This is a genomic window from Prochlorococcus sp. MIT 0701 (assembly GCF_000760295.1).
In the GTDB taxonomy this organism is placed as follows: Bacteria; Cyanobacteriota; Cyanobacteriia; order PCC-6307; family Cyanobiaceae; genus Prochlorococcus.
In genome coordinates, this window is sequence record NZ_JNBA01000037.1 from 1 (window position 1) to 22,428 (window position 22,428).

Sequence of the window (22,428 nt, forward strand, 5' to 3'; positions counted from 1 at the left end):
GAATGCTGGCTATGACAGCCGGCCAATGAATACAGGTAATGCCGATTCAGGTGTCACCCTCTACGACAAGGAAAGCGCCTTCTTCCAGCAGATCGCAGCAGGTTTAGAAGCTGTATCCGATACCTGGAACTTCAATGCCTATGCCCTTATCCCTGTTGGTGATACAGAGCAGCGCCTCAATGTGCGTTATCTCGGTGGCGCTCTTGATACCTATGGCCTGGATGTTGGTTATTTGATCACGCCTGCTCTCAATGCTTCTGTTGGTTACTACTACCAGCAAGGTGATCTTGATGAGGCTGATGGTTCTGGCGTGCAAGTCGAGCTGGATTATCGGATCGCTGATGGCTTAACTCTTGGCGTCAATCTCTCCCATGATGACACCTTTGAGACCCGAGTTTCAGGAAACATCAGCTATCGCTTTGGTAGCAATAGTTCAGCATCAATCAGTGAGAAGAAAGCATGGCAAAAGCCAACAATACAAGCCTTATCTGAAGCCGTTAAGTACAGGAATATCCGCGTTCATGATGCAGCCGCTCGGCATTGCTCAAATGGCGTCCGGTTTACGGCGCCGGTTTCATATAAAACGCATTTCACCATTTCGTCCACAGTGACCGGCGATTTACATTGTACCGGAGGCAACGGCCACCCAGGAGGGGCATTTAAATCGTGGGTGGGCTGGCAACGCATAGATTAAGGCTGAGTATTGGGCGAATCAGTTATCAACTCTCCTCCTAGTGCCCCTCAAAACAAAAATAACTATTCAATACCTGGCACCTTGTTTGCTATTAGATGCTTAGATAGGCAAGCAAATAATAGAAACGAAGCATGGCAATATCTGCTCTAGACTGCAAAGCTAGCAATCAACTTCTTAGCCCTAGCTAATACTCTTATCCCCTCAACTAGCCAGTATAAGCCCAGCTGAATGTCGCAATCTTCAATTGCGTTAGCTTCTCTAAAGGCTCACGACATAGCGCCGCAAGTCTTTAGCAATAACAGGCGCCGGCTTTCAATCCAGCTCTCATTCAATGGCGGCGTCATGCCACAACTTGAGCTGCTGCATGCCTGGCCAGACCATCCCTTGCGGATCAATCAGTGTGAGCTCACTATTCAGGAATTACCCGCTTTGTTTAGCTCAGCAAGCTGAGCCGGCCATTGCTGCCGTCAAGCTGGGCTTGTCGTCCAAGTGGTAATGCAGCATTACCGCAGCAATGACCAACTGGGAGTTTGCCGACGACAGGGATCCCAAGATCAGCACTGCGTTCTTTTAGGACTTGCTCAAGCTGGAAGGTTTGATCCACAGGCATCTGTTCAGGTGCTTCACACCCCTTGAAGCTGCCGAATCCGAGTCCAGCCAACCCTTGTAGAAGTCCTGCGAGGCGCCAGTGGGTGAGCATGCGCTCGATGCGATAGGGAGCTTCTTCAACATCTTCCAGAATCAAGATTGCACCGTTGAGATCGGGTACATGGCTACTGCCTAGCAAATGGGAGGCCACAGTGAGATTGGCAACCACCAATGGCCCGCTAGCTACTCCACCCATCCAGGGCTGCCCTTCAAGGTCTGGGATGTGTTTGCCGAAGAGAAGATCATGCAGTCGGGCTTGGCTCCAGGCGGGTTCCTTGGCAAGTGTGGTGAGTAAGGGGCCATGCACGCAGCCGTCGAACCCGGCCGCCAAACGTGCCCAGAGCAGGGCGGTGACATCTGAAAACCCCATTAGCCAGCCTGGTTGCCAGGTTTGCTTGTGTTCCAGTAAACGTGCAGCCCCCCAGCCGCCGCGAGCACAAGCCAACAGAGCAGCATGAGGGTGAGGATTGAGGTCGGCCTGACGGATGGCGTCATCACCCGCCAGGTAGCCCCAGCGGCGTTCACTCACTTGCTGAGACCGGCAAACTAATCCCCATTCTTCAAGGATTTTGAGGCCTTCGAGCAGTGATTGCTCATCCTCCAGCGCTGAACTCGCAGCCACTGTGATCACCTCGTCGCCACGTTGAAGCGCTGGTGTGAGCAGGTCAGATCGGAGCTGCACCATCATTCAGCTGATGCGCCCCAGGATCAAGCCGAGCAGCAACATTGCGCCTAGCAGAACTTGATGCTGAAAGTGCTGCCCGTAGGTCGTCATTGGTTGATTGGAACCTCGCAGGGCCCACGTCTCCTTTTGCATGCCGATGCTGGCGATGAGCCAGAAGGGCCAAAAGGCCCAGCCCACTCCTGCGCTCATTGCTGCACTAGCCAAAAAGGTGCAGGCCAGTGCATAACTAAACGCGACAGTTTTAAGTGCATGGCTCCCCAAGCTCAAAGCACTGCTTTTTAAGGCCAGGTTGGCGTCGTCACGACGATCCGCCATGGCGTAAACCGTGTCAAAGCCGAACGTCCACATCAGAGTGGCCAACCAGCAGCCCAGCAGTGGCCAGCCTCCGTTGAGATTGGCCTGGCTTGCTGCCCAGGGGATTAGTACGGCAAACCCCCAGCAGAGGGCAAGCACCGCTTGTGGATAGGCAAACCAGCGCTTGGCGGAGGGATAGAGCAGGATCGGTGGCAAGGCCAGGATGGCTAGAGCCAGACATAGGCCCCGGCTTGGCGTTGGCAGGGACACCACAACCAAAAGACTGAGCAGCAACAACACAATCAATAAGCCCACAGCAGTGGAAATTCGAATGCTGCCCTTCGCTAGCGGCCGTTTCCTGGTGCGCTCCACCTGGCGATCAATGCGTCGATCCCAGAGATCATTAGCAATGCAACCGGCGCCGCTCACCATCAGGCCTCCAACGACGATCAGACTCACAAGCCCTGCTAAAGGAGGTGCATCCGGAGTGAGCCAAAGGCTCCAACCTGCTGGCACGAGAAGGATGAGCCGACCACTGGGTTTGTGCCATCGCAGCAGCTCTAGCCATTGCCTTAAGCCATTAGAGACGGATCTGCTGGTCACGGGTTTCTGGGTTTGAAGAACCCTAGGGAGGGACCTCCAGACATCGTTGGCTGATGGCAAAGTGGTCTCGTTCCAGGCTCCTGTACTTCATGCCAGGTGTCGAGCCATTGCCTTTCGGTGTGGTTGATGTCGAGCGGGAGGAGGCCAGGTACGTCAGTGCTGGTCAGCTCCGTTCTGAGCGAGAGCTCCGCAACGTTGCCGCGATTGATATTGGAACCAATTCCACCCATCTCCTGGTGGCGTCGGTTGATCCTTCTCTGCACACCTTCAGCGTTGATCTTGCAGAGAAATCAACCACAAGATTGGGTGAGCGAGACCCTGACTCTGGAGAGCTCACGGGTCCTGCTATGGAGCGGGCATTTGAGACACTCAAACGTTTTAAGGAGTTAGCCGCCAGCCATCAGGTGGAGCAGGTGGTTGCGTCGGCCACCAGCGCAGTACGTGAAGCTTCAAATGGGCGGGATTTTTTGCAACGGATTCAGGATCAGCTCGGCCTTGAGGTGGATCTGTTGAGCGGTGCTGAGGAAGCACGACTGATCTATCTGGGTGTTTTGTCTGGCATGCCTTTTGGGGAGTGTCCCCATCTTTTGCTCGATATCGGTGGCGGTTCCACCGAACTCATCCTCGCGGATGGTCGCGATGCTCGGGCTCTGACAAGCACTCGGGTTGGTGCTGTTCGGCTGCAGAGGGACTTTGTCAAGCATGAACCAATCCACCCTCATCGGCGTTCCTTTTTGCAGACATTTATTCAGGGTTCTTTAGAGCCAGCTGTTGATAAGGTCTGCCGTCGCATCAAGCCTGGGGAGAGCCCCGTGATGGTTGCCACCAGTGGAACCGCCATGGCCATCGGTGCTTTGTTGGCTAGCGAAGACGATCGCCCTCCGTTGAGATTGCATGGCTATCGATTGTCACGGCAGCGGCTTGATGGCTTGGTTGAGAAGCTGATAGCGATGACCCCCGAGCAGCGTCGCGTCCTGACGCCGATTAATGATCGCCGTGCCGAAATCATCGTTCCGGGTGCGCTGATTCTTCAAACCGCCATGCAGATGCTCGCTGCTGATGAGCTGGTGCTGAGTGAAAGGGCTCTGAGGGAGGGTTTGATCGTTGACTGGATGCTGCGACATGGCCTACTGGAGGATCGCTTTAGTTTTCAGAGCAGTATTCGTCAGCGCACCGTGATTCATCAGGTGCAGCGTTTTGCAGTGAATCACCGTCGTGCAGAGCGTGTAGCCAGCCATGCACTCAGCCTTTACGACCACACACATGGTGTTCTTCATCAAGACGATGGAGGGGGTCGGGATCTGCTTTGGGCATCGGCGATGTTGCATGCCTGTGGTCAGCACATCAATCTCAGTGCTTATCACAAGCATTCCTGGTATCTCATTCGTCATGGCGAGTTGCTCGGCTATTCGGAAGCGGAGCATTTGATGGTTGCGGCTATTGCGCGCTATCACCGCCGCAGTCTTCCCAAGAAGCGTCATCTGGAATGGCAAGCTTTAGCCACCCGGGAGCATCGTCGTCTCGTTGCCGAGATGGCCTTGCTGCTGCGATTAGCAGCAGCCATTGATCGTCGTCCTGAGCCAGTGGTGGCTGAAATCAGAGTGGAGTCCGCTGATGATGATCAGGTTGTCTTTGAATTAGTGCCGGAAGGATTGAATCAGAACCTCAGCCTTGAACAATGGAGCTTGAAGAGCTGTGCTTCGGTTGTGAAAGAAGCAAGCGGCGTAACCATGAAAGTTGTCGTTAAGGAATGCACTTAGTTCAGTATTGGGTTGTTGTTGGTTAATTGATGCCAGTGGATCTTTCTGATTGCGCCCAGAGCAGTAGGTGATTTTCGATTATGAGTTACATGAATCAGATCAGGATGCCCTGCATAGATCTCTAGGTCTTCCTCTTGTGGATAGCTAAGCGGCTCGCCCAGGGTGCCTTCAAAAACAATCTCAGCTTCACTGTTGGGGTTTTTTATCTGGCTGGGTTTTTGGCTGTTCAGTTGAAGCTGATTGATTATTCTTAGTTGTTTTTTTTTGCCCTGATGGAGATGTTGATGGCAAATTTTGGCTAGGTGTTGCAACTGCAGGCTGAGAGATTAGCTCGGTGTCCTTAGGCTCATCTTTTAGATCATTTGAACGAGTCGAAGACCAAAAGATCAGGCCTTCGGCGGTGTTGTTGATTGAAATGATTGCGTTGTTGACGCTTCTTTGGATACGGGTAAAGGTGTTGGGGTTGCTGTAATAGGTGATGGCTAGTCCTGCTGCAGTCAATCCAATCAACCCTCCCAAAAAGGCCAATGCAGGTATCACTTTTAGGTTTGGACGAGACGCTTTGCTCTTTGATTGGCGTAGGGCTTCGGAGCTTGATGGAATGATGACCTGCATGTGCTGCACAAGGGCAGTCGCATCGAGGTTGAGTCGCTCGGCGACCCGGCGCACCATGGCTCTAATAAAAACCGGCTCAGGTAGTAGTTCTTTGTTTCCATTCTCCAGGGCTATTAGTTGCTCTTTGCCTATTCGAAGACTTCCCGCGATTTCTGCTATTGAAAACCCCCGTTTTTCGCGGGCTTCTCTAAGCAACGCGCCAACTTGAATCAATGGTGTGGAGATTTGCTCTGAGTGGGATTGGTCACTCAAGAAGTCCTGAGGGTGCTCCGGCATTAAGGAAGAGGAGTGTTGACCTGCATGCATTTGACCTTAGTTGGAAGCACTGAGCTTGTCAGGCATCATTTGTTCCCATGTATGTGGGATCACGTGGTTTTGATGATGAGTAGATCAAGCAAATGCTTGGCATTAAAACTTATGGGCGATGCGGGATTCGAACCCACGACCCCTTCCGTGTGAAGGAAGTGCGCTACCACTGTGCTAATCGCCCGCACTACTGGATTTTAAAACACTCTCTTTAGCCCTTTTGGCGAAAGAGATGCTTGTGGTCTGGAGAATACAGCTTCGAACGTTGGCGTCCTGCGGCTAGGGCCGGACTGACGACATAAAGGGTGGTGCGAATCAGCTCGTGTTCACGGGAGGTCGTAGCCATTTGCTTCAAAGGCACCACGCTTAACCATTGATCGGGCCAGCTCACCCTGTAACCGATAGCGACTGGTGTTTCAGCTGAATAGTGCTGCAGCAGTGTGGCTTGTACTTCCTCCACATGTCGTGCACTGAGGTAGAGGCATAGAGAGGCTCCAAGCGATGCCAAATGTTGGAGGTTTTCGCGTTCGGGAACACCGGTACGTCCTCCTGCTCTGCTGAGAACAATGGTTTGGACAAGGCCAGGGATGGTGAGTTCAGCTTTTAGGGCTGCGGCCGTCGCTTGGTAAGCACTCAGACCCGGCACAACCTCTACTTCAATACCTTCGTCAGCAAGGCCACAGATCTGTTCCGACAGGGCCCCATAAAGGCAGGGGTCTCCGTCGTGAAGACGGACCACTCGCTTACCTGCTTGCGCCCTGTTCACCAGAAGAGGAAGAACGTCCTCGAGGGTCATCGAGCTGGTGCGGATTCGTTCACAGGATTCAGGAGCCAATGCTGCAATGTCTGGTGAAACCAGTGAATCGGTCCATACAAGGACCTCAGCCTGCTTGAGATGTTCTGCGGCACGCAGGGTTAGCAGATCAGTCGCGCCTGGACCTGCACCAACGATGGAGATTCTGCTCATCAAGCGAATGACCTAGGCCTACCAGGGTCCGGTAGCTTTCGTTTGCGACCATAGAGCCACCAGAGGCCAAAACCTCCAACTGCCATCATCGCAAGACTCATCAGCTGGGCGATACGCAGGCCCCCTTCACAGGAGGGTGGTAAGGCGCCTAGGCAGAGGGGATCAGTTCGAAGTGCTTCGATCCAGACTCTGCCGAGGCTGTAAGTGATCAGGTAGATGCAGCTCAACGCCCCGGCGGGAAGCTTCAGTAGCCCTTTGTTGCTGCGTTGAAAAAGAACAATTAACAGTGTAAATACTAGAAGATTCCAAATTGATTCGTAGAGGAATGTGGGATGGAAAAACTCGTTATTGGCATAATTAAGTGGACGATTTACGAATGGGATGAACAATTTCCAAGCAAGGTCGCCGTTGATTGGAACACCGAAAGCTTCGTTATTGAAAAAATTTCCCCACCGTCCGATTGCCTGACCAAGGGCAATGGATGGGACAAGCACATCAAGAACATCCCAGAAGGCTTGGCGACGCCAACGGCAGAAGATCAATACTGCAAGGGTGCCAGCAAGCAGTGCTCCATGAATAGCGATTCCTCCACCCCAAATTTCCACTGCACTTGGGATTGGTATCGCGAGTCCAAAGATATTGATCGAGCTCCAGAAATTGTCTCCGCTGTAGTTCCTCCACTCAAAGGCGACGTAGTAGATGCGTGCTCCAACAACGGCAGTTAATACGAGAATGGGCAGCAGATCACTGATCAAGCCCTGCTCAAGGCCTCGTTTACGGGCCAGGTTGCTGGACAGATTGAGGCCGATCAGTACGGCGATCGCAATCAGCAATCCATACCAACGCAAGGCAAAGGGCCCGAGCTGAAAGAGCTCGGGCCCTGGAGAGGTAAAGGTCGCGATATATGCGTCCATTGAGTTGAGATGAATGAGGATCAGATCCCCTCAGCAGCCTGAACCTTTTCGACTTGCTTCTTCTTCAATACAAGTAAGATCTGAGCGAGAGAAACGGCTACAAAGAACGCCAAGAGTCCATAGATTCGAACTGGATTCTGAAGGACAACCTCGGTATCGAGTTGTCCAAAGCCACCACTATTTGGGTCGCTAGTTAAGGGGGCGCCAGCCTCTACTTTGTCATCTACTTTTACCAGCAGGCTTGGACCAGCTGGAATGGTTTCACTGATAACTTTTCCGCTGTCAGTTTTGAGCTTGATGTCGCTTTCCCCATTTTTACCAGCCTTAATAGATGTAATCGTGCCAGCTTCAGTTGCTGTGAAAGCGTTGTTATTGGTTTTTTCACCAGTAGGTAATATTTGGCCTCGTCCACGGTTGCCTCCAACGTGGATGGAATATTTGCCGAATTGAATACTGCTGTCAGTCGCAGGATCAGGTGAAAGGATTGGGAAAACAATCTCTTTGTTGTTGTCACCTGGGAGTGGGCCAACAAGGAGAATATTCTCCTTCTCTTCGCTGTATTGAGTGAAGAAGACTCCTTTGGTTTCTTCTTTTATCTCGTCGCTCCAGCGATCCTGTGGGGCCAGTTTGAATCCATCAGGAAGCATGACAACGGCACCCACCTGGAGGGGCACATCACTGCCATCGGAGCTGATCTCTGTCGTGTCTTTCTTGTAAGGGATTTTCACCACTGCTTTGAAGACGCTGTCGGGAAGTACTGATTGAGGTACTTCTGCCTGAGTGGTTTTTTGGGCCAGATGACAGTTCGCACAGACGATCTTGCCAGTAGCTTCTCGGGGGTTGTCGTAGTTCTGTTGAGCCCAGAAGGGATAGGCCCAGCTGGCAGCTGGAGCAACAAGAATCGAGAAACTAAGAACCAGTGAGCCGAGAAGGATGGGGATGAGGCGACGCATGATGCGAGGGGATAGGAGAGCTGGAACGACGATGGTGCGTTTGGTTGTCAGATTCAGGTCCACCAGGGCTTCTCGCCCGTGCGGAAGTCTGTCTCGGTCCATTGGCTTACAAAGACGTTGTCGTTCTCGACAGCGATGTTGGCCAATGCGAGAGAGAGGGGTGCCGGCCCTCTTACGACCTTTCCAGTGGAGTTGTATTGACTGCCATGACACGGGCAGACGAATTTATTGGCCCCGCTGTTCCAAGGCACCACGCAGCCAAGGTGGGTGCAGATCGCGTTGATTCCGTAACTGCCAATGGCGTCTTCACCTTCAACAATCAGGTAGGTGGGATCACCTTTCAGCCCTTGGACAAGGCTGCGGTCACCATCTGAATGGTTGGCAAGCCAGCCGCTTGCTGTGACCGAATTGCCAAGTTCATCCTTGGCGCTCGTGCCACCTCCGCTCCCGGAGGCACGAGGTGGAATGAAGTACTTCACCACTGGATAGAGGGATCCAAGCGCAACGCCAGTCACTGACCCGAAAGTGAGCAGGTTCATGAACTGCCGACGACCCATCCCGGGCACATCACTCGAGGTCATTTGTGTCATGACGGATGTTCGATCTGCGCAGAATGGAGACCATTATGGACTGTGAAGGGCCCGTCACGCTTTGCAAAGACTGGGCTTTTCAGTGAAATCGTCGCATCATTCTGTGCTTTAGCTAATCCTTGACGATGCTCTGTTGTCTCTAGAGTTAAAAGAAGGAATTGCTTGCTTAAGGGATTGCCGCCAAGCTTCCTAAGACATGCGCTTGGTGTTGTGCCGCCAAAGTCTGTACTTGCAGGTGATCTGGGCGTATTTGAGCAGCAATCTTTATGTTCTGGATGAACAGGCTTTTCGTAATCATCTCGGCAAGTCGTTTTAGGCGGTCATTCGACTGGGCTTGGTAGATGTGGTCTAGGAATTGCTGGCTCGCACAACCGAAAGATCAAGCTTCTCAATTTGTGGCTGGAGGAGGCTGGTTGCTGCCGCTTGCAGGCATGTCTGGCCTGAATTGATCAGTTAGCGCCACGAGGCCTACTCCAATCAGGAAAAGGGCTGTAATGGCTCCAGCCAGCAGCAGCATTGTGATTGGATCAGTGGATGGGGTCAATACAGCTCCAGCCAAGGCCGCACCAAGCACGACCCATCGCCAGGCACTCAACATTGGTTGCCAGTGCAACAACCCCAGAATTCCTAATATCAACTGGAGCACAGGTAGCTGAAAGGCCAGGCCGGTAGCCAGCATCAGCAGAAGCACAAAGTCGAGATACCGCTCAATTGACCAAAGAGGTTCGACTACATCGGCGCCATAACTCACCAGAAACTTCAGAGCTGCTGGTGCTAGCGCCCACCATGCGAAGGCAAGGCCGGCTAGAAACAAGATCGCTGATCCAGCTACTGCTGGAGCGATCAGACGTCGTTCCCGTTGAGTAAGGCCAGGCAATACAAATCCAAGCCCTTGGTAGAGCACATAGGGCAGTGCAAGTGTTAAGCCTGCGTAGCCTGCCACCTTGATTGAGACGAATAGAAACTCTCCTGGGGCCAGCTGAAGAAAGTGAATGGATCCAGCCGGAGCTTCCAAAAGCCTTACGAGCGGCTTCACCATGAGCAGGCAGGCGCCTGCCGCTAAAACAACAGCCAGCAGACTGCGCAGCACCCGTTGCCGTAATTCCTCCAGGTGATCAACCAGAGGCATTTCCACGTCGTGGGGTGGTTCGGTGTGCTTGATTCCCTGCTCGACGTGAATCGGGGCAGGGGGTGGAAGAACCGAACCTGTGGGCTGATCGGGACTGGTCAGAACAGGCGCCGCTTGGTTTTCATCAGACTAAGAGTTCTTAGGCAGAGAGGTGTTGAAGCCCTCGATCTGGTTCAGCCCAGCAAAGGTTGCCGTCCCGGTATCGCACGGTTCCTGGGCCTGCTCCTGGGATTCGCTGCAGGTTGCTTGTGGGCACCATCACCACGGGTACGCGTTGATTGCCTCTAGCACGACTGAAGTGGGCGGCCAGGTCTGCAGCTAGTTGTAGGTCGGCCTCCTCAGCATGGCCATTGGAGGCCTTGAGAACGACATGACTGCCTGGACATTCCTGGGCATGAAACCAAAGATCACCAGGGCGGGCTTGGCGAAGGCTGATCCAATCGTTTTGGCGGTGGTTGCGACCAACCTGGACGACGAGTCCACCAGGACTGGTCAGTTCGAGGGGGCTTGGGGGTTGTTGATTGCGACGGCCCCGCTTCTGGCGATTGCGGGATTGAGAGATCAGCAATTCGTCCAGCTCCTGCCGCAACTCCTGCAGCCTTATCGACCGTTCTCGCCTTCCTTCCCAGCTGGTTCCAAGCAGATCTTCCAGAAACATTTCACTGCCGTGGATCAGCTGCAACCTTTGCTGGTGATGTTCAATCCGTGTTTTCAGCATGGGCACTGAGCGGCGGAATTTTTGAGCTTTTCGGTAGAGCTTTTGGGTTTGGTTGATCAGATCCTTGCTCGGCGAAGGCAGGCAAAGCATGGCGTCGGCTTGTTGTTGAAGAGAATTGCTTTGACTGGTTTCGTTGAGTCGACCCTGTTGTTCGGCAAGGGCCTGCTCCTCTCGTTGTCGCCACTGACAAAGTCTTTTTTGGAGGTCTTCGGCTAGTTGATTGAGAGACTGGGTTTCAAGATGCCTTCGGTAATAACTCCCGAGAGTGAGGCTGATCTCATCTTTGAAAGAGGAGGAGGTTGTTGAGTTGTCACAGTCCCAGACGCGGTAGCTGCTTGGACCGCCAAACCTCATCGTGAAGCGCTCTTTCTCAAGGCAGTCCAGCCATCGACTCCAGCGGTGGTAAATGTGTTGCCATTGCTCTTCGGTGATCTCAAGTACTGAAAGCTCCAGCAGGGCATGTGCTTTTTTTGCATCGTCGTCAACCAGCTGCAAAGCGAGTGCAGGACTGATGCCTTGGTAACACTGCTGCAGAGCGCTACGTAGCTTGGTTGGCACAAGGCAAAGAATGTCTTTCCAGCGTTTTAGGGATTCCTTTGAGCTTGGTTCTCTGCCTTGCATTGGCGGTGGAGCTACATAGATGTCTGCCGTTCCGATTGGTCTCACTCTTGATTGATGGTTGCGTACCTGGCGTCCAAGGGTGATCACCTGGCGTTGACGATCAAGCAGAAGCAGGTTGCTGTGGCGTCCCATTAGTTCCAGCACCAGAGTGCGCTCGATAGGTTCGCCGGGGCGGTGGGCGAGGCCGCACTCCACCACGCGATCAAATCCTTTCTGTTTCAGTTCAATGAGCGCCATCTGTCGAAGGCCATGTTGAATCTGCTGGGCCAAAGTGCTGCCGCTGCCTAGGCGGGGAGGAGGGGTGATCTTCACCAATCGTGGACAATCAGCACGCCAGCTGAGTTCCAGCCAAACAAGACCTTTGAGTGTGCGCAGCCCGAGCTGGAGGGTATGAGGTTCTGGTTGTTGGACCTTTTCGAAGCGGCTTGGCAGCACCTCCTTGCGGAGCTCGCTAAGTACAGCGCGCAAGCTTGAGAGGTCCATGACCTGGAGGGCAGCAGGGGCCATCGATTCAGTCGGGACCTGGATTGCAAGCAGCCTTCCTACTCTGCGATCCGATTCAATGCAATGCAATCAATGGCTCCATCCGCCGCTGAAGGAAAGCTCACGGTGATTACTGGGCCCAGTGGGGTTGGCAAGGGTTCGTTGGTGAAGCAACTCCTAGAGCTCCATCCAGAGATCTGGCTGTCTATTTCGGCGACAACGCGTGAAGCCAGGCAAGGCGAGATTGAGGGTGATCATTACTTCTTCTTGAACCGTGATCGCTTTGCAGAACTGGTTCAAACTGGCGGTTGTCTTGAATGGGCTGAATTTGCAGGCAATCGCTATGGCACCCCACGCCAACCTGTTGAGCAGCAGCTTTCATTAGGCCGGCCGGTTTTGCTTGAAATTGAACTGGAAGGGGCCAGACAGGTGCGGCGCAGTTTCCCTGAAGCTTTTCAGATTTTTTTGGCGCCGCCCAGTTTTGAGGAGCTTGAACGACGCATTCGCGGACGCGCCACTGATCCTGAAGAGGCAATTCAGCGACGTTTAGCCAGGGCGAGGGAGGAACTGATGGCTCAGCAGGAGTTTGATGCTGTGGTGATTAATGACGACCTGCAGGTTGCTGTGATTGAGCTGGAGTCTTTAATGCGTCTTAGCTCTTAGCTCTTGATGCGAATACTTTTTGCAGACTTTAAAGGGTTATTTGACAATATATAGGCCAATAAAAAAGCCCCCTTTACGGGGGCTTTTGAAGTTACTTTTATTAGAAGCAAAAAAGAATCTTAAGCATTTTTTGATTCATTTAAGCTCCTTAGCCTTCACATTGGGTGGAAGAGAAGGTCTGGGTAGAAGCGGTTGAATTCAACAATGATTCCAGCTGTAAGCCATACCCAGAGAACGGCAGCCATTGGCCAGCTTTCGAAGAATTTTCTCATCTTGATTAAGGGGAAATGGGGTGGTTGTTAAGAGGAGAATATTGCTCAGCGAGGCGAAACTGTGATCTTGTCGTCGCTCTCACGGAGACTGCCATTTTGGCCTTCAATATGAGCGAGCCATGGCCAGGCGGAAGCTCTCATCATGCAATTGAATGCCAGGGTTATATCAAGATGGATCTCATTGTCTAAGGCTGCTTTGTGGCCTTTGGCTTTGATGGCCTGGAGATAAGAGCGCCCAGCCCAACCGATGATTCCAGCGATATAGATGAAAATCACCCCTGGGATCATGATTTCGCCTTCATGCCCGCGAATAAAGGACATCGCAAACGGCTCAGTTGGCGCAGGGATTAGAGCGTGTGGGAGTCCGTCATCACCGCACAAGGATGTGCTGTAGCGGTCAAAGCGGGCAATGGCCTGTGGAGTGTCTGCAGCACTGGCTCGCTGCTGAAAACGGGCATTCTCAGCGCAAGGGGTTAGGCCAGCTATGTCGGCTTTAGCAACGGGTGCAAAGCCGAGAACCAGCAGAGCCGAGAGCACAACGGCGAAGAGACGACGCATCGGTTTCGATTCCTGTAAGACCTGCTCCGGAACGGCAGGATGTCACAAGTAAAATGTAAATGAGGCTTTCCACAACCATGCCGACGGTGCTTGCCCTCGAAACAAGTTGTGACGAGTCGGCTGCAGCAGTCCTACGTCTAAATAACGGGCGATTGCAGGTTATGGCTAGCCGAATTGCTTCTCAGGTTGAGAAACATGCTCAATGGGGAGGCGTGGTACCTGAAGTTGCCTCTCGCTTGCATGTGGAGGCTTTGCCTCATCTTGTAGAAGAGGTTTTGCAGGAGGCGGGACAGTCGATTGCTCGCTTTGATGCTGTGGCGGCAACGGTGACCCCTGGGTTGGCAGGAGCACTGATGGTGGGATCGGTGACAGGTCGATCTTTGGCTGCTCTCCATGCGCTGCCTTTTTTTGGCATTCATCACCTGGAGGGGCATTTGGCTTCAGTGCGCTTGGCGGAGCATCCTCCACGCCCTCCTTATCTGGTGCTGCTTGTGAGCGGGGGACACACTGAGTTGATTCGGGTTGGGGCAGAGGGAGAGATGCTGCGTCTTGGACGTAGCCATGATGATGCTGCTGGAGAGGCCTTTGACAAAGTTGGTCGTCTGCTTGGCTTGGCCTATCCAGGTGGCCCCGCTATTCAGTCGCTTGCTGCGACTGGCGACTCTCGCAGATTTTCTTTGCCAAAAGGACGGGTCTCTAAGCCTGGTGGTGGATTTCATCCCTACGATTTCTCGTTCAGCGGATTGAAGACCGCCATGCTGCGCCTGGTTCAGGCTCTTTCAGAGGCTGGTGAAGATCTGCCCCGCACAGATCTTGCTGCAAGTTTTGAGCAAGTGGTTGCAGATGTTTTGGTCGAGCGCAGCTTGCTCTGCGCCAATGACCAGGGCCTAAAAACGGTGGTGATGGTTGGAGGAGTCGCTGCTAACCGCCGCCTAAGAGAACTGATGAGGAAATGTGGACAAGAACAGGGGATTGAAGTGCACTCGGCACCGCTTCGATACTGCACGGATAATGCCGCCATGATTGGAGCAGCGGCCCTGCAGCGCTTGGTGTCTGGGGTTGGTGGCAGCTCTCTTGAATTGGGAGTGGCAGCTCGATGGCCATTGGACAAAACCGAGGATTTGTACCTTTCACCTCCCCCATTTTGAAGAAGCGAATTATCTTGACCTTGTCTGCTATGCAGCGATGGCTTCTGAATCTCCACTTGATTCCAACACCTCTGCGGAACCTGTCAGTAGTGAAGAGCTAAACGCTTGGCGACGAGGGTTCACGCCACAGGCCGAGATCTGGAATGGTCGTATGGCAATGGCGGGATTGATTATTGGAATCAGCGTGTTGTTGTTGTTCCGTCTAGTGATACCTGCTGACTGCAGAGCCTGGCTGAATTAGGTGTTGTTCAATTCCGCCCACGAATGCTTTGGGCTAGTTCGTTGGGCTTAAAGCTTGCGGCAACTGCCATCTCTGGCTCTACCCGGCCAGTATCCACAAGCTTCAGCAATGATTGATTGGCTGTGATCATGCCATCAAAGCTGCTGCGTTCCATGATCTCCTCAACATCCTCAAGTGCTCCTCTTTGGATGTAGTCCTTGCAAGCATCGGTATTAATCAGGATGTCGTGGTAGGCAGCTCGCTTGTTGTCGGTGGTGCGGATCAATCCTTGGGCAATCACCCCCAGCAGTGATTCTGAAAGGGAGCGACGCATGCTCTCTTGATCTTCTGGGGCATACATGCCCAGGACTCGCTCAATTGTCTTGACTGCCGAGTTGGTATGCAGAGTGCCGAACACCAGGTGCCCCGTTTGGGAGGCCTCAATCGCCGTGGCCAGAGTTTCTTGATCACGGATCTCACCGATCAGGATCACATCTGGGTCTTCTCGTAGGGCTGCTTTCAGGGCGTTGTGGAACTTCAGGGTGTGTTTCCCCAGTTCTCGATGTTTGACGAGGGATTGCTTGCTCTTGTGTACAAACTCCACAGGATCCTCGATGGTGAGGATGTGGCGGGGTTGATTTCTATTGATCCAGTCGATCATTGCCGCCAGGGTGGTGCTTTTCCCTGACCCGGTTGAGCCGGTTACCAAGACAAGTCCTTTCGGCTTGGATGAGAGACCCTTCAGTACATCAGGGAGTTGCAGTTGTTCAAGGGTGAGAATTGTTTGGGGAATGATGCGAAGTACCATCGCTGGCCCTGTGAGGGAATCCAGCAGGTTGATCCGGACTCTTGCGAAGGGAAAGGCATGGGAGCCGTCGAATTCTTTGCTGCTAAAGAACTCATCGATCTGATTTGCAGAGAGGATCTCTTGCAACCAACCCTGAAATCTTTCTGGATCGGTTACAGGCCAATCTGTGCTTTGCATTTCGCCGCGGTCTCGGAAACGAGGCACTTCGCCAACGCCTAGGTGTACATCGGAATGTCCTTCTTGATAGGCGATCCGTACGATCTCCTCCAAGTTGGGAGAGACCCCAGGATTGGCTCCAGCGAATGGAGTTAATCCCTCTGTAGATGAGGTTGATATCGGTACCGCCGATTGAGAGGCTGACTTTGGTGCTGGAGGGGGGAAGTTGGGCGGAAAGACCGGTTGACTCACGAGGGGGGATGGTGGCCGCTCTCTTCAGCTTCGTCATGGCGAAGCTCTTGGCAAGTCCGTGAGCACTTTTGGTGATCAGCAAGCACTCTTAGGATCCGTTCAAGATTGCTTCTGTTATGGCTGGTTTGCCCCGCGTCACGATCGTGCTGGGCACCCGTCCAGAGGCGATCAAATTGGCACCGGTGATCCAGGAGTTTCAGTCCTGTGACGCTTTTACGACTCGAGTTGTGCTCACTGGCCAGCACCGCGAGATGGTTGCTCAGGTCATGGATCTATTTGGTCTTTCAGCCAATCATGATCTCGATCTGATGGCCCCTCTGCAGACCCTCACACACGTCACCTGTGCAGCATTGCAAGGCCTCAAGGATGAATTCAAGGCCTACCCGCCCCAGCTTGTGCTTGTCCAGGGAGATACCACTACAGCATTTGCAGCTGCCCTTGCTGCTTTTTATGAGCAGATCCCGGTTGGTCATGTTGAGGCTGGTTTGCGCACAGACAACCTGTTGGATCCTTTTCCTGAAGAGGCAAACCGGCGCCTGATTTCTCAGATCTCCCAGCTTCACTTCGCTCCAACGCCACGCTCTCAGGCCAATCTGATCAGTTCAGGGGTTGTTGGTCAGATCTTTGTTACGGGCAACACAGTGATCGATGCTCTGTTGCTGATGGCTGAGCAGGCGCCGCCTATCGAATTTGATGGTCTCGACTGGGTGCATCAGCGCGTCATTTTGGCCACCGTGCATCGACGGGAGAATTGGGGAGACCGGCTTCAAGATATTGCCGAGGGCATGAGAAGGGTTCTTGACCTTCATCCCGACACGGCTTTACTTCTGCCTCTGCATCGCAATCCAACCGTACGAGAACCAATGCAGGCACTTTTGGGGAACCATCCGAGGGTGGTACTCACCGAGCCTCTCGACTACGACCGTTTGGTTGCTGCGATGAGGGCCTGCACGCTTCTGCTCACAGATTCCGGTGGGCTCCAAGAAGAAGCTCCTGCGCTTGGTAAGCCAGTTTTGGTTTTGAGACGGACCACCGAACGACCAGAGGCCGTTGAAGCGGGTACGGCCAGGCTGGTTGGTACCGATCCGGAGATGATCGTGACTGAGACAGCTTCCTTGCTTGATGATTCAAGCGCCTACGAGGCGATGGCACGTGCTGTCAATCCCTTCGGCGACGGTAAGGCCAGCCGTCGCATTCTTGAGGCAAGTTGTGCATTCCTGGGCGTCTGAGGCTGCCTTTAGTTCTTGCGGTCACTACCGCTGGTGGCTGAAGCGCAGCCTTGGGCAATGCGAGCGCACGTTGCTTTTCATTGGCTTGAATCCCTCCACGGCTACAGCGTCAGAGAATGATCCAACCTTGCGGCGGTTGCTGGGGTTTTGCTGCTCCTGGGGTTATGGAAACCTTCTTGTTGTGAATCTATTTGCCCGGATCAGTCAATCCCCAGCGCTGCTTAGGCACTGTGCTGATCCGATTGGTGATGCAAATGATGATCAGCTTTTGACTCGGGCACGCCAGTGGTCTGAGAGCCCTAATTGGGACCTTTGGTTTGGTTGGGGGTGCGGTGGAACTTTGCGTCGACGTGATCTTGCTGTCCAGGCTTTGTTGGAGCGTCATCGCCAGAACCGCATCAGGAACAATCCTGATGCTCGCGGCCCTCTCTCGCTTGGTTTGACGCGTGAGGGGCACCCCTGTCATCCCCTTTACATGCCTGGCAAAGAGGTACTTCGACCATTCAAGTGGGCAAGTGGGGCGACTATCGGCCATCCTGAGTCGATGGACCTTGGCATTACGGTTCACTGATGACACGCACCCCACGCCGCTATGCGGTGTACCTCCATCTATCCGGGGGGCAGACCGAAGAGGTTCATTTTCCTACTCTTGAGACGTTTCAGCAGTGGTATCAGGGAATCGTCAACGCCTCAGGCAGTGGGGGGTTCGTGAACGTACCGCTTAGCGAGCTTGATGGCGAGTATCTGGTGGTGCGTCCAGAGGCTGTGATCGGTGTGAGAGTGGAACCTCAGTTCGCAGCCCTCGATGACACCTGAGCGGTTAGGCCTGCTTTGGGGGATCACCGTCTTCGCAGGTGCCGGAGCTCGGATTTTGTCTGCTCTCTCTGGCCTTCCTGGTGTGGTGCTGTTGTTGCTATCTGGCCTGCTGATTGGTCGATCGGGCCTTGGTTTGGTTGAACCGCTGGATCTTGGTCAAGGACTTGAGACGATCGTTGGTCTGCTGGTGAGCCTTGTGCTCTTTGACGGGGGTCTCAATCTGCGCCTCCCTGGTGACACCATCAAGTCAACTGTGCTGCGCATCTTGCTGATCCGACTAGTGATTTCACTGGCCGCGGGTCTGTTGGCGGCGCATTGGTTGGCTGGTTTGGGTTGGTCAGTGGCAGCGGTTTACAGCGCCATCGTGCTGGCTACTGGTCCGACTGTTGTGACCCCGTTGGTGCAGCAGATCCGTTTGGCTTCTCCTCTGGGGGATGTCCTTGAGGCAGAGGGATTGGTGCTTGAGCCAGTGGGTGCTGTGCTGGCCTTGCTTTTGCTTGAGTTATTGCTGGGCGATTTGCATGGTTGGCGGGAGGTTGCCTTCGGGCTGCTGGCCCGCCTGGGTGGAGGCGTGTTGATGGGGGCTGCTGCTGGTTGGCTTTTGTCAGAGGGATTGCGACGTTTAAAACCGGACCCTTCGGTAGGGCTGAGGTTGCAGCTCACCTTGGGAGTGTTGTTCCTCTTGTACGCAGTTTGTGAATGGTTGTTGCCGGAGTCGGGCTTGCCGGCTTCTGTAGCAGCGGGGGTGGTGGTCGGTCGCAGGCCTGTTACCCAGTCCGATCAGCTCGATGAGTTGATCCGGGAGCTGGCCCGTCTTGCCATCACAATGTTATTTCCACTTTTGGCAGCGGATGTCTCTTGGGGTGAGCTAAGTCCGCTTGGCTGGGGGGGGGTCAGTTGTGTGCTCGTACTGATGTTGGTTGTGCGTCCTGTTGCGGTCAGCCTTGCCACTATTGGCTTGCCTCTTGATTTCAGGCAGCGATTGTTTCTTGGTTGGCTTGCACCACGTGGGATTGTTACGGCCGCAGTGGCCTCTTTGTTTGCGATTCGCCTTGAGCAGGCTGGGATTTTAGGAGCCGGTCGGTTACAAGGTTTGGTCTTTCTCACCATCCTGATGACGGTTGGCATTCAAGGCCTCACGGCCCAGCCGCTGGCCAAGGCCCTGGGTTTAATCGCTCCTCCTGAAGATTCAAACGAAGACGATTGCTCAGAGACAACGACGCAGCCTGTTCAAGTCTTGCCCGATCCTGGCCAGTAATCCCCATGTTGTGATTAGGTCTGGCCCTTGCAGGCGGCCTAGAAGCGCAGCCCTGAGGCTTTTCATGATCACACCTTTTTTGACGTTGGCAGCCTGAGCAGCATTCGTTAGAAGTTGTTGTGCTTGCTTGACATCAAAACCGTCCCAGGAAGTGCTATCAAGCTGATCGAGAAGATTGCTAAGGCCTGCCTTGGCACCTTCTACGGCAAGTTGTTCCAGGCCATCAGCTTGCAGCGTTGGTTCTTCGAAAAAAGGGCGAGCTTGATCGACACCATCCTTGAGCAGTGTCAGAGATGGACCAAGCAGCTCCGCTAGATCCAAACACCAGTTTTCTTCTGGCAGAGCCCAGCCAGCCTCAGACCACAAGGGTTTGAGTTCATGCAACAGTTGATCTTTAGGCAAGTCATGTAGCACTTGAGAGTTGAGCCAGTTGAGTTTGTCCCAGTCAAACTTTGCTCCTGCTTTATTGACTCGGTCAAAACTGAAGACGGTTGCAGCTTGCTGAAGAGTGAACCGTTCGTCAGTCCCTTCGGGGACTGACCAGCCCAGCAGGGTCATGTAGTTGGCCATAGCTGCGGCTGTGTATCCCATGGCTTGGAAATCACTGATCGAGGTCACTCCATCCCGCTTGGAGAGTTTGCGTCCTTCGGAATTGAGAATTAGCGGGGTATGGGCGAATTGAGGTATTGGTAATCCAAGGGCCTCATAGATCAGCAATTGTTTGGCTGTGTTTGCGATGTGATCTTCGCCGCGGATCACATGCGAGATACTCATGGCGGCGTCATCAACCACCACCACAAGGTTATAGAGCGGGTCGCCAATTTCCTTGGCTGGAGCCCGACGTGAGATCACCATATCGCCGCCCAAATCTGATCCCCTCCAGTGCATTGGACCGCGCACCAGATCCTTCCAACTGATGGCCGCAGCATCATCGATACGGAAGCGCACCACGGCACTTCTACCTTCAGATTGGAAGGCGGCTTCTTGCTCGGGATTGAGATCTCGGTGACGGTTGTCGTAGCGAGGGGCCTGGCCCTGGGCCTTTTGTGTTTCTCGCATCGCCTCCAGTTCAGTCTCGCTGGCGTAGCAGCGGTAGGCCAGGTCACGATCGAGCAGCTTTTGGATTGCTGCGCGGTGGTCATCCACCCGCTGGCTTTGAATGATGGGCTGTTCATCCCAGTTGAGGCCAAGCCACTCCAGACCTTCGAGGATGTTGGTCGTGAATTCAGGCTTGGATCGTTCTTTGTCGGTGTCCTCGATGCGTAAGAGGAATTGCCCCCCCTGATGGCGTGCAAAGAGCCAGTTGAAAACTGCCGTTCTTGCCGTGCCGATGTGAAGTGTGCCTGTTGGACTCGGGGCCAGCCGAACGCGCACCTTCACAATGACTCTCAGGATTAGGAAAAAGAACGGGACCGACGGGATTCGAACCCGCAACTTCCGCCGTGACAGGGCGGTGCTCTAACCAATTGAACTACGGTCCCAGATGAGCTCAGGTCCAGTCGGGAGCTCGCCGCATGGAAGCTGATCTGTGTCGCTTATGCGACCAAGAAAGTATCAACCTCTGCCCTGCCTGCCGTCAACTCGCTGGCGGTCGTCTTGTGATCCTTTTGAGGATGGATCGATTCGAATGAAATTGAAGACTTCGGATCTGCTTTTTGGGACGCTTGTTTTCGATGTCGAAATAAAGACATCCCTAGTGGCGTTGAAGGCAGGGAACTCAGATAGAGAGCAAATCGAAAAGTTGGAATCAGCGTCCCTGTGATTAGGGACGGAATCCTGCGGGTTCGATTAGGCGTACTTGGTTCCCCCGGGCTGTGAATTCGCGTCCCTGATCGCTTTGCACGACCACACGACCACCAGATTTGACTCGAATGACGCGTGCACGAACCCAACCAAGAGCGGCTGACTCGAGCACTTTTACGACATCACCAGGTTGAAGATCTAACTCCATTCTCGAAACGAAGAAACTGCAGGATGGGCCATCGGACGCGCCGTGGAGGACTTGAACCCCCGACATCAGGTTTTGGAGACCTGCGTTCTACCAACTGAACTAACGGCGCAAGGCGATGGACCCGTCGACCATCACAGAGGTGATGGCATTTGGATTGAACGAGGCCGAAACCTCAGCGGTCGAAGCGCTGCTTCACGCGGGTGGCCTTACCCACCCGTTCCCGCAGATAGAAAAGCTTCGCTCTACGGACTTTACCTCGCCGCTCCACCTTGATGGAGGCCACCTGAGGGCTATGCAGCATGAAAACACGCTCGACACCAATGCCTTGGAAGATCCTGCGCACGGTGATGGTTTCATGAATTCCGCCGTGGCGCTTTGCAATAACAACACCCTCATAGGGCTGGATCCGTTCCTTATTGCCTTCACTGATGCGCACTCCTACTCGGACGGTGTCTCCCACGTAGATGTCATTTAAATCACTTTTCTGCTGTGAGGCCTCGAACTCTTGGATCAGGGCATTAGCGCTGAGCCTGACTTTTGTGGCACTTTTGCTTGTTACATCAGTCACCATGGCTGAGCTGTCGTCAATTGTTGTTGCCGTTTCAGTGTTGCCTTCGCTCATGGAGGTGTCTTTCGAATCCGCCGTCATCCCAGCTCCGGGTTAACTAGCCAAACAACAACTCTACCTGCCGATCATTCTTGCCTTGGGGAGTTTTGGCTATTGCTTTGTGGTGAAAGCTCCTCAGACGATGATTGGCCATTGCTATCGCTCACAAGCCTTTGGGGAATTTCACTTACTCAGGAAGCCTTCAGCATCATGCTGGCGCCTGTGATCAGCATCCATAGCAGTTAAAGGGCATTAGTAGAACCTCCATAGGCTCAGCGTGGGGAGCAGGCCATTCACCTTCAGGCAGGGTCATTGATTAGCCAATCACTTTGTTTATGGGACATCTCTGGCCAGTGACGCATCAGGGGATATGTGCCTCATGAAGTCATCTTGAGATCAGCAAAGAAATCACCACTTATCGACCCAGCAAGCCAGCGATGTGGCTAGCAGTGTTGCTTGAACCAGTTCATTTGCGCCGTTCCTAGTGCAGAGATTGATAGCGTGACTAAT

The 22,428-nt window shown here is 53.6% G+C and carries 24 protein-coding genes, 3 tRNA genes and 1 pseudogene; 10 read left to right on the forward strand and 18 right to left on the reverse strand.

The annotated features are described in order from the left end of the window. Both EV12_RS09920 and EV12_RS14260 read left to right on the forward strand, forming a co-directional pair. Positions 1 to 694, forward strand: a pseudogene (locus EV12_RS09920) (carbamoyl-phosphate synthase); the annotation flags it as partial. A gap of 228 nt (positions 695 to 922) precedes the next feature. After that, complete coding sequence (locus EV12_RS14260) at positions 923 to 1,144, forward strand: hypothetical protein (protein ID WP_152562319.1); 222 nt, start codon at positions 923 to 925, stop codon at positions 1,142 to 1,144. Here EV12_RS14260 and EV12_RS09925 read toward each other — a convergent pair. Further along, positions 1,128 to 2,027 (reverse strand): S66 peptidase family protein, encoded by a 900-nt coding sequence (locus tag EV12_RS09925; protein ID WP_036915019.1) that lies wholly within the window; start codon positions 2,025 to 2,027, stop codon positions 1,128 to 1,130. The genes EV12_RS14260 and EV12_RS09925 overlap by 17 nt on opposite strands. 3 nt (positions 2,028 to 2,030) lie before the next feature. Then, on the reverse strand, positions 2,031 to 2,924 hold the full coding sequence (locus EV12_RS09930; RefSeq protein ID WP_036914969.1) for a 4-hydroxybenzoate polyprenyltransferase: 894 nt from the start codon (positions 2,922 to 2,924) through the stop codon (positions 2,031 to 2,033). Between the two features lie 53 nt (positions 2,925 to 2,977). On the opposite strand from EV12_RS09930, the gene EV12_RS09935 reads away from it, so the two are divergent. After that, the gene (locus EV12_RS09935) at positions 2,978 to 4,684 is read left to right on the forward strand and encodes a Ppx/GppA phosphatase family protein (protein ID WP_081939874.1); all 1,707 of its coding nucleotides are present in this window, start codon (positions 2,978 to 2,980) and stop codon (positions 4,682 to 4,684) included. A gap of 186 nt (positions 4,685 to 4,870) precedes the next feature. Here EV12_RS09935 and EV12_RS09940 read toward each other — a convergent pair whose 3' ends face one another. From EV12_RS09940 to EV12_RS09980, 8 genes are all read right to left on the reverse strand, one after another. Beyond that, positions 4,871 to 5,575, reverse strand: coding sequence for a helix-turn-helix domain-containing protein (locus EV12_RS09940; protein WP_036915020.1), 705 nt, complete (start codon positions 5,573 to 5,575; stop codon positions 4,871 to 4,873). Between the two features lie 142 nt (positions 5,576 to 5,717). Beyond that, positions 5,718 to 5,789, reverse strand: a tRNA-Val gene (locus EV12_RS09945). Between the two features lie 27 nt (positions 5,790 to 5,816). Beyond that, positions 5,817 to 6,572 carry a precorrin-4 C(11)-methyltransferase gene (gene cobM, locus EV12_RS09950; RefSeq protein WP_036914971.1) on the reverse strand — a complete coding sequence of 252 codons (756 nt, stop codon included), beginning with the start codon at positions 6,570 to 6,572 and terminating at the stop codon, positions 5,817 to 5,819. Further along, a complete protein-coding gene (gene lgt, locus EV12_RS09955; protein ID WP_036914972.1) occupies positions 6,572 to 7,486 on the reverse strand; it encodes a prolipoprotein diacylglyceryl transferase in 915 nt (304 codons plus the stop codon). Before lgt ends, cobM begins: the two co-directional genes overlap by 1 nt. Before the next feature lie 20 nt (positions 7,487 to 7,506). Further along, a complete protein-coding gene (petA, locus tag EV12_RS09960; RefSeq protein ID WP_036915022.1) occupies positions 7,507 to 8,439 on the reverse strand; it encodes a cytochrome f in 933 nt (310 codons plus the stop codon). A gap of 53 nt (positions 8,440 to 8,492) precedes the next feature. After that, positions 8,493 to 9,029, reverse strand: a complete 537-nt coding sequence (gene petC / locus EV12_RS09965) for a cytochrome b6-f complex iron-sulfur subunit (RefSeq protein WP_036914973.1) — start codon at positions 9,027 to 9,029, stop codon at positions 8,493 to 8,495. A gap of 388 nt (positions 9,030 to 9,417) precedes the next feature. After that, complete coding sequence (gene tatC / locus EV12_RS09975) at positions 9,418 to 10,158, reverse strand: twin-arginine translocase subunit TatC (RefSeq protein WP_072014308.1); 741 nt, start codon at positions 10,156 to 10,158, stop codon at positions 9,418 to 9,420. A gap of 139 nt (positions 10,159 to 10,297) precedes the next feature. Continuing rightward, positions 10,298 to 12,004 carry an NFACT RNA binding domain-containing protein gene (locus EV12_RS09980; protein ID WP_036914975.1) on the reverse strand — a complete coding sequence of 569 codons (1,707 nt, stop codon included), beginning with the start codon at positions 12,002 to 12,004 and terminating at the stop codon, positions 10,298 to 10,300. Between the two features lie 69 nt (positions 12,005 to 12,073). Between EV12_RS09980 and gmk the strand changes: the two genes are divergently transcribed. Beyond that, the gene (gmk, locus tag EV12_RS09985; protein WP_036915024.1) at positions 12,074 to 12,643 is read left to right on the forward strand and encodes a guanylate kinase; all 570 of its coding nucleotides are present in this window, start codon (positions 12,074 to 12,076) and stop codon (positions 12,641 to 12,643) included. Between the two features lie 155 nt (positions 12,644 to 12,798). Here gmk and psaJ read toward each other — a convergent pair whose 3' ends face one another. Further along, positions 12,799 to 12,915 carry a photosystem I reaction center subunit IX gene (psaJ, locus tag EV12_RS13265; protein WP_072014309.1) on the reverse strand — a complete coding sequence of 39 codons (117 nt, stop codon included), beginning with the start codon at positions 12,913 to 12,915 and terminating at the stop codon, positions 12,799 to 12,801. Between the two features lie 45 nt (positions 12,916 to 12,960). Then, positions 12,961 to 13,473 carry a photosystem I reaction center subunit III gene (locus EV12_RS09990; protein ID WP_036914976.1) on the reverse strand — a complete coding sequence of 171 codons (513 nt, stop codon included), beginning with the start codon at positions 13,471 to 13,473 and terminating at the stop codon, positions 12,961 to 12,963. A 77-nt stretch (positions 13,474 to 13,550) separates the two neighbouring features. Here EV12_RS09990 and tsaD point away from each other — a divergent pair, with 77 nt between their 5' ends. Both tsaD and EV12_RS10000 read left to right on the forward strand, forming a co-directional pair. Next, entirely contained in the window at positions 13,551 to 14,621 is a 1,071-nt protein-coding gene (tsaD, locus tag EV12_RS09995) for a tRNA (adenosine(37)-N6)-threonylcarbamoyltransferase complex transferase subunit TsaD (protein WP_036915025.1), read from the forward strand. A gap of 37 nt (positions 14,622 to 14,658) precedes the next feature. Then, positions 14,659 to 14,862: a high light inducible protein gene (locus EV12_RS10000; RefSeq protein WP_036914977.1), complete on the forward strand. Its 204-nt coding sequence runs from the start codon at positions 14,659 to 14,661 to the stop codon at positions 14,860 to 14,862. Positions 14,863 to 14,869: 7 nt separating this feature from the next. On the opposite strand, the gene EV12_RS10005 is transcribed toward EV12_RS10000, so the two are convergent. Next, a complete protein-coding gene (locus tag EV12_RS10005; protein ID WP_036914979.1) occupies positions 14,870 to 16,057 on the reverse strand; it encodes a type IV pilus twitching motility protein PilT in 1,188 nt (395 codons plus the stop codon). Between the two features lie 116 nt (positions 16,058 to 16,173). Between EV12_RS10005 and wecB the strand changes: the two genes are divergently transcribed. The 4 genes from wecB to EV12_RS10025 are packed head-to-tail and all read left to right on the forward strand — an operon-like array spanning position 16,174 to position 19,360. Next, complete coding sequence (wecB, locus tag EV12_RS10010) at positions 16,174 to 17,286, forward strand: non-hydrolyzing UDP-N-acetylglucosamine 2-epimerase (RefSeq protein WP_036914980.1); 1,113 nt, start codon at positions 16,174 to 16,176, stop codon at positions 17,284 to 17,286. After that, complete coding sequence (locus EV12_RS10015; protein ID WP_036914981.1) at positions 17,210 to 17,857, forward strand: DUF1643 domain-containing protein; 648 nt, start codon at positions 17,210 to 17,212, stop codon at positions 17,855 to 17,857. Before wecB ends, EV12_RS10015 begins: the two co-directional genes overlap by 77 nt. Further along, on the forward strand, positions 17,857 to 18,102 hold the full coding sequence (locus tag EV12_RS10020; RefSeq protein ID WP_011130678.1) for a hypothetical protein: 246 nt from the start codon (positions 17,857 to 17,859) through the stop codon (positions 18,100 to 18,102). Before EV12_RS10015 ends, EV12_RS10020 begins: the two co-directional genes overlap by 1 nt. Next, the gene (locus tag EV12_RS10025) at positions 18,092 to 19,360 is read left to right on the forward strand and encodes a cation:proton antiporter (protein WP_036914982.1); all 1,269 of its coding nucleotides are present in this window, start codon (positions 18,092 to 18,094) and stop codon (positions 19,358 to 19,360) included. Before EV12_RS10020 ends, EV12_RS10025 begins: the two co-directional genes overlap by 11 nt. Here the strand turns inward: EV12_RS10025 and gltX are convergent. From gltX to rplS, 5 genes are all read right to left on the reverse strand, one after another. Continuing rightward, the gene (gltX, locus tag EV12_RS10030; RefSeq protein ID WP_036914983.1) at positions 19,310 to 20,740 is read right to left on the reverse strand and encodes a glutamate--tRNA ligase; all 1,431 of its coding nucleotides are present in this window, start codon (positions 20,738 to 20,740) and stop codon (positions 19,310 to 19,312) included. The two genes, EV12_RS10025 and gltX, sit on opposite strands and share 51 nt — an antisense overlap. A gap of 27 nt (positions 20,741 to 20,767) precedes the next feature. Beyond that, positions 20,768 to 20,841 (reverse strand) — tRNA-Asp (locus EV12_RS10035). A 281-nt stretch (positions 20,842 to 21,122) separates the two neighbouring features. Next, positions 21,123 to 21,311: a hyperconserved protein Hcp gene (locus EV12_RS10040; protein WP_006043540.1), complete on the reverse strand. Its 189-nt coding sequence runs from the start codon at positions 21,309 to 21,311 to the stop codon at positions 21,123 to 21,125. Positions 21,312 to 21,347: 36 nt separating this feature from the next. Further along, positions 21,348 to 21,420: transfer RNA gene (locus EV12_RS10045), tRNA-Trp, on the reverse strand. A gap of 63 nt (positions 21,421 to 21,483) precedes the next feature. Next, positions 21,484 to 21,960, reverse strand: coding sequence for a 50S ribosomal protein L19 (rplS, locus tag EV12_RS10050; RefSeq protein WP_036914984.1), 477 nt, complete (start codon positions 21,958 to 21,960; stop codon positions 21,484 to 21,486). Positions 21,961 to 22,428: the final 468 nt, after the last annotated feature.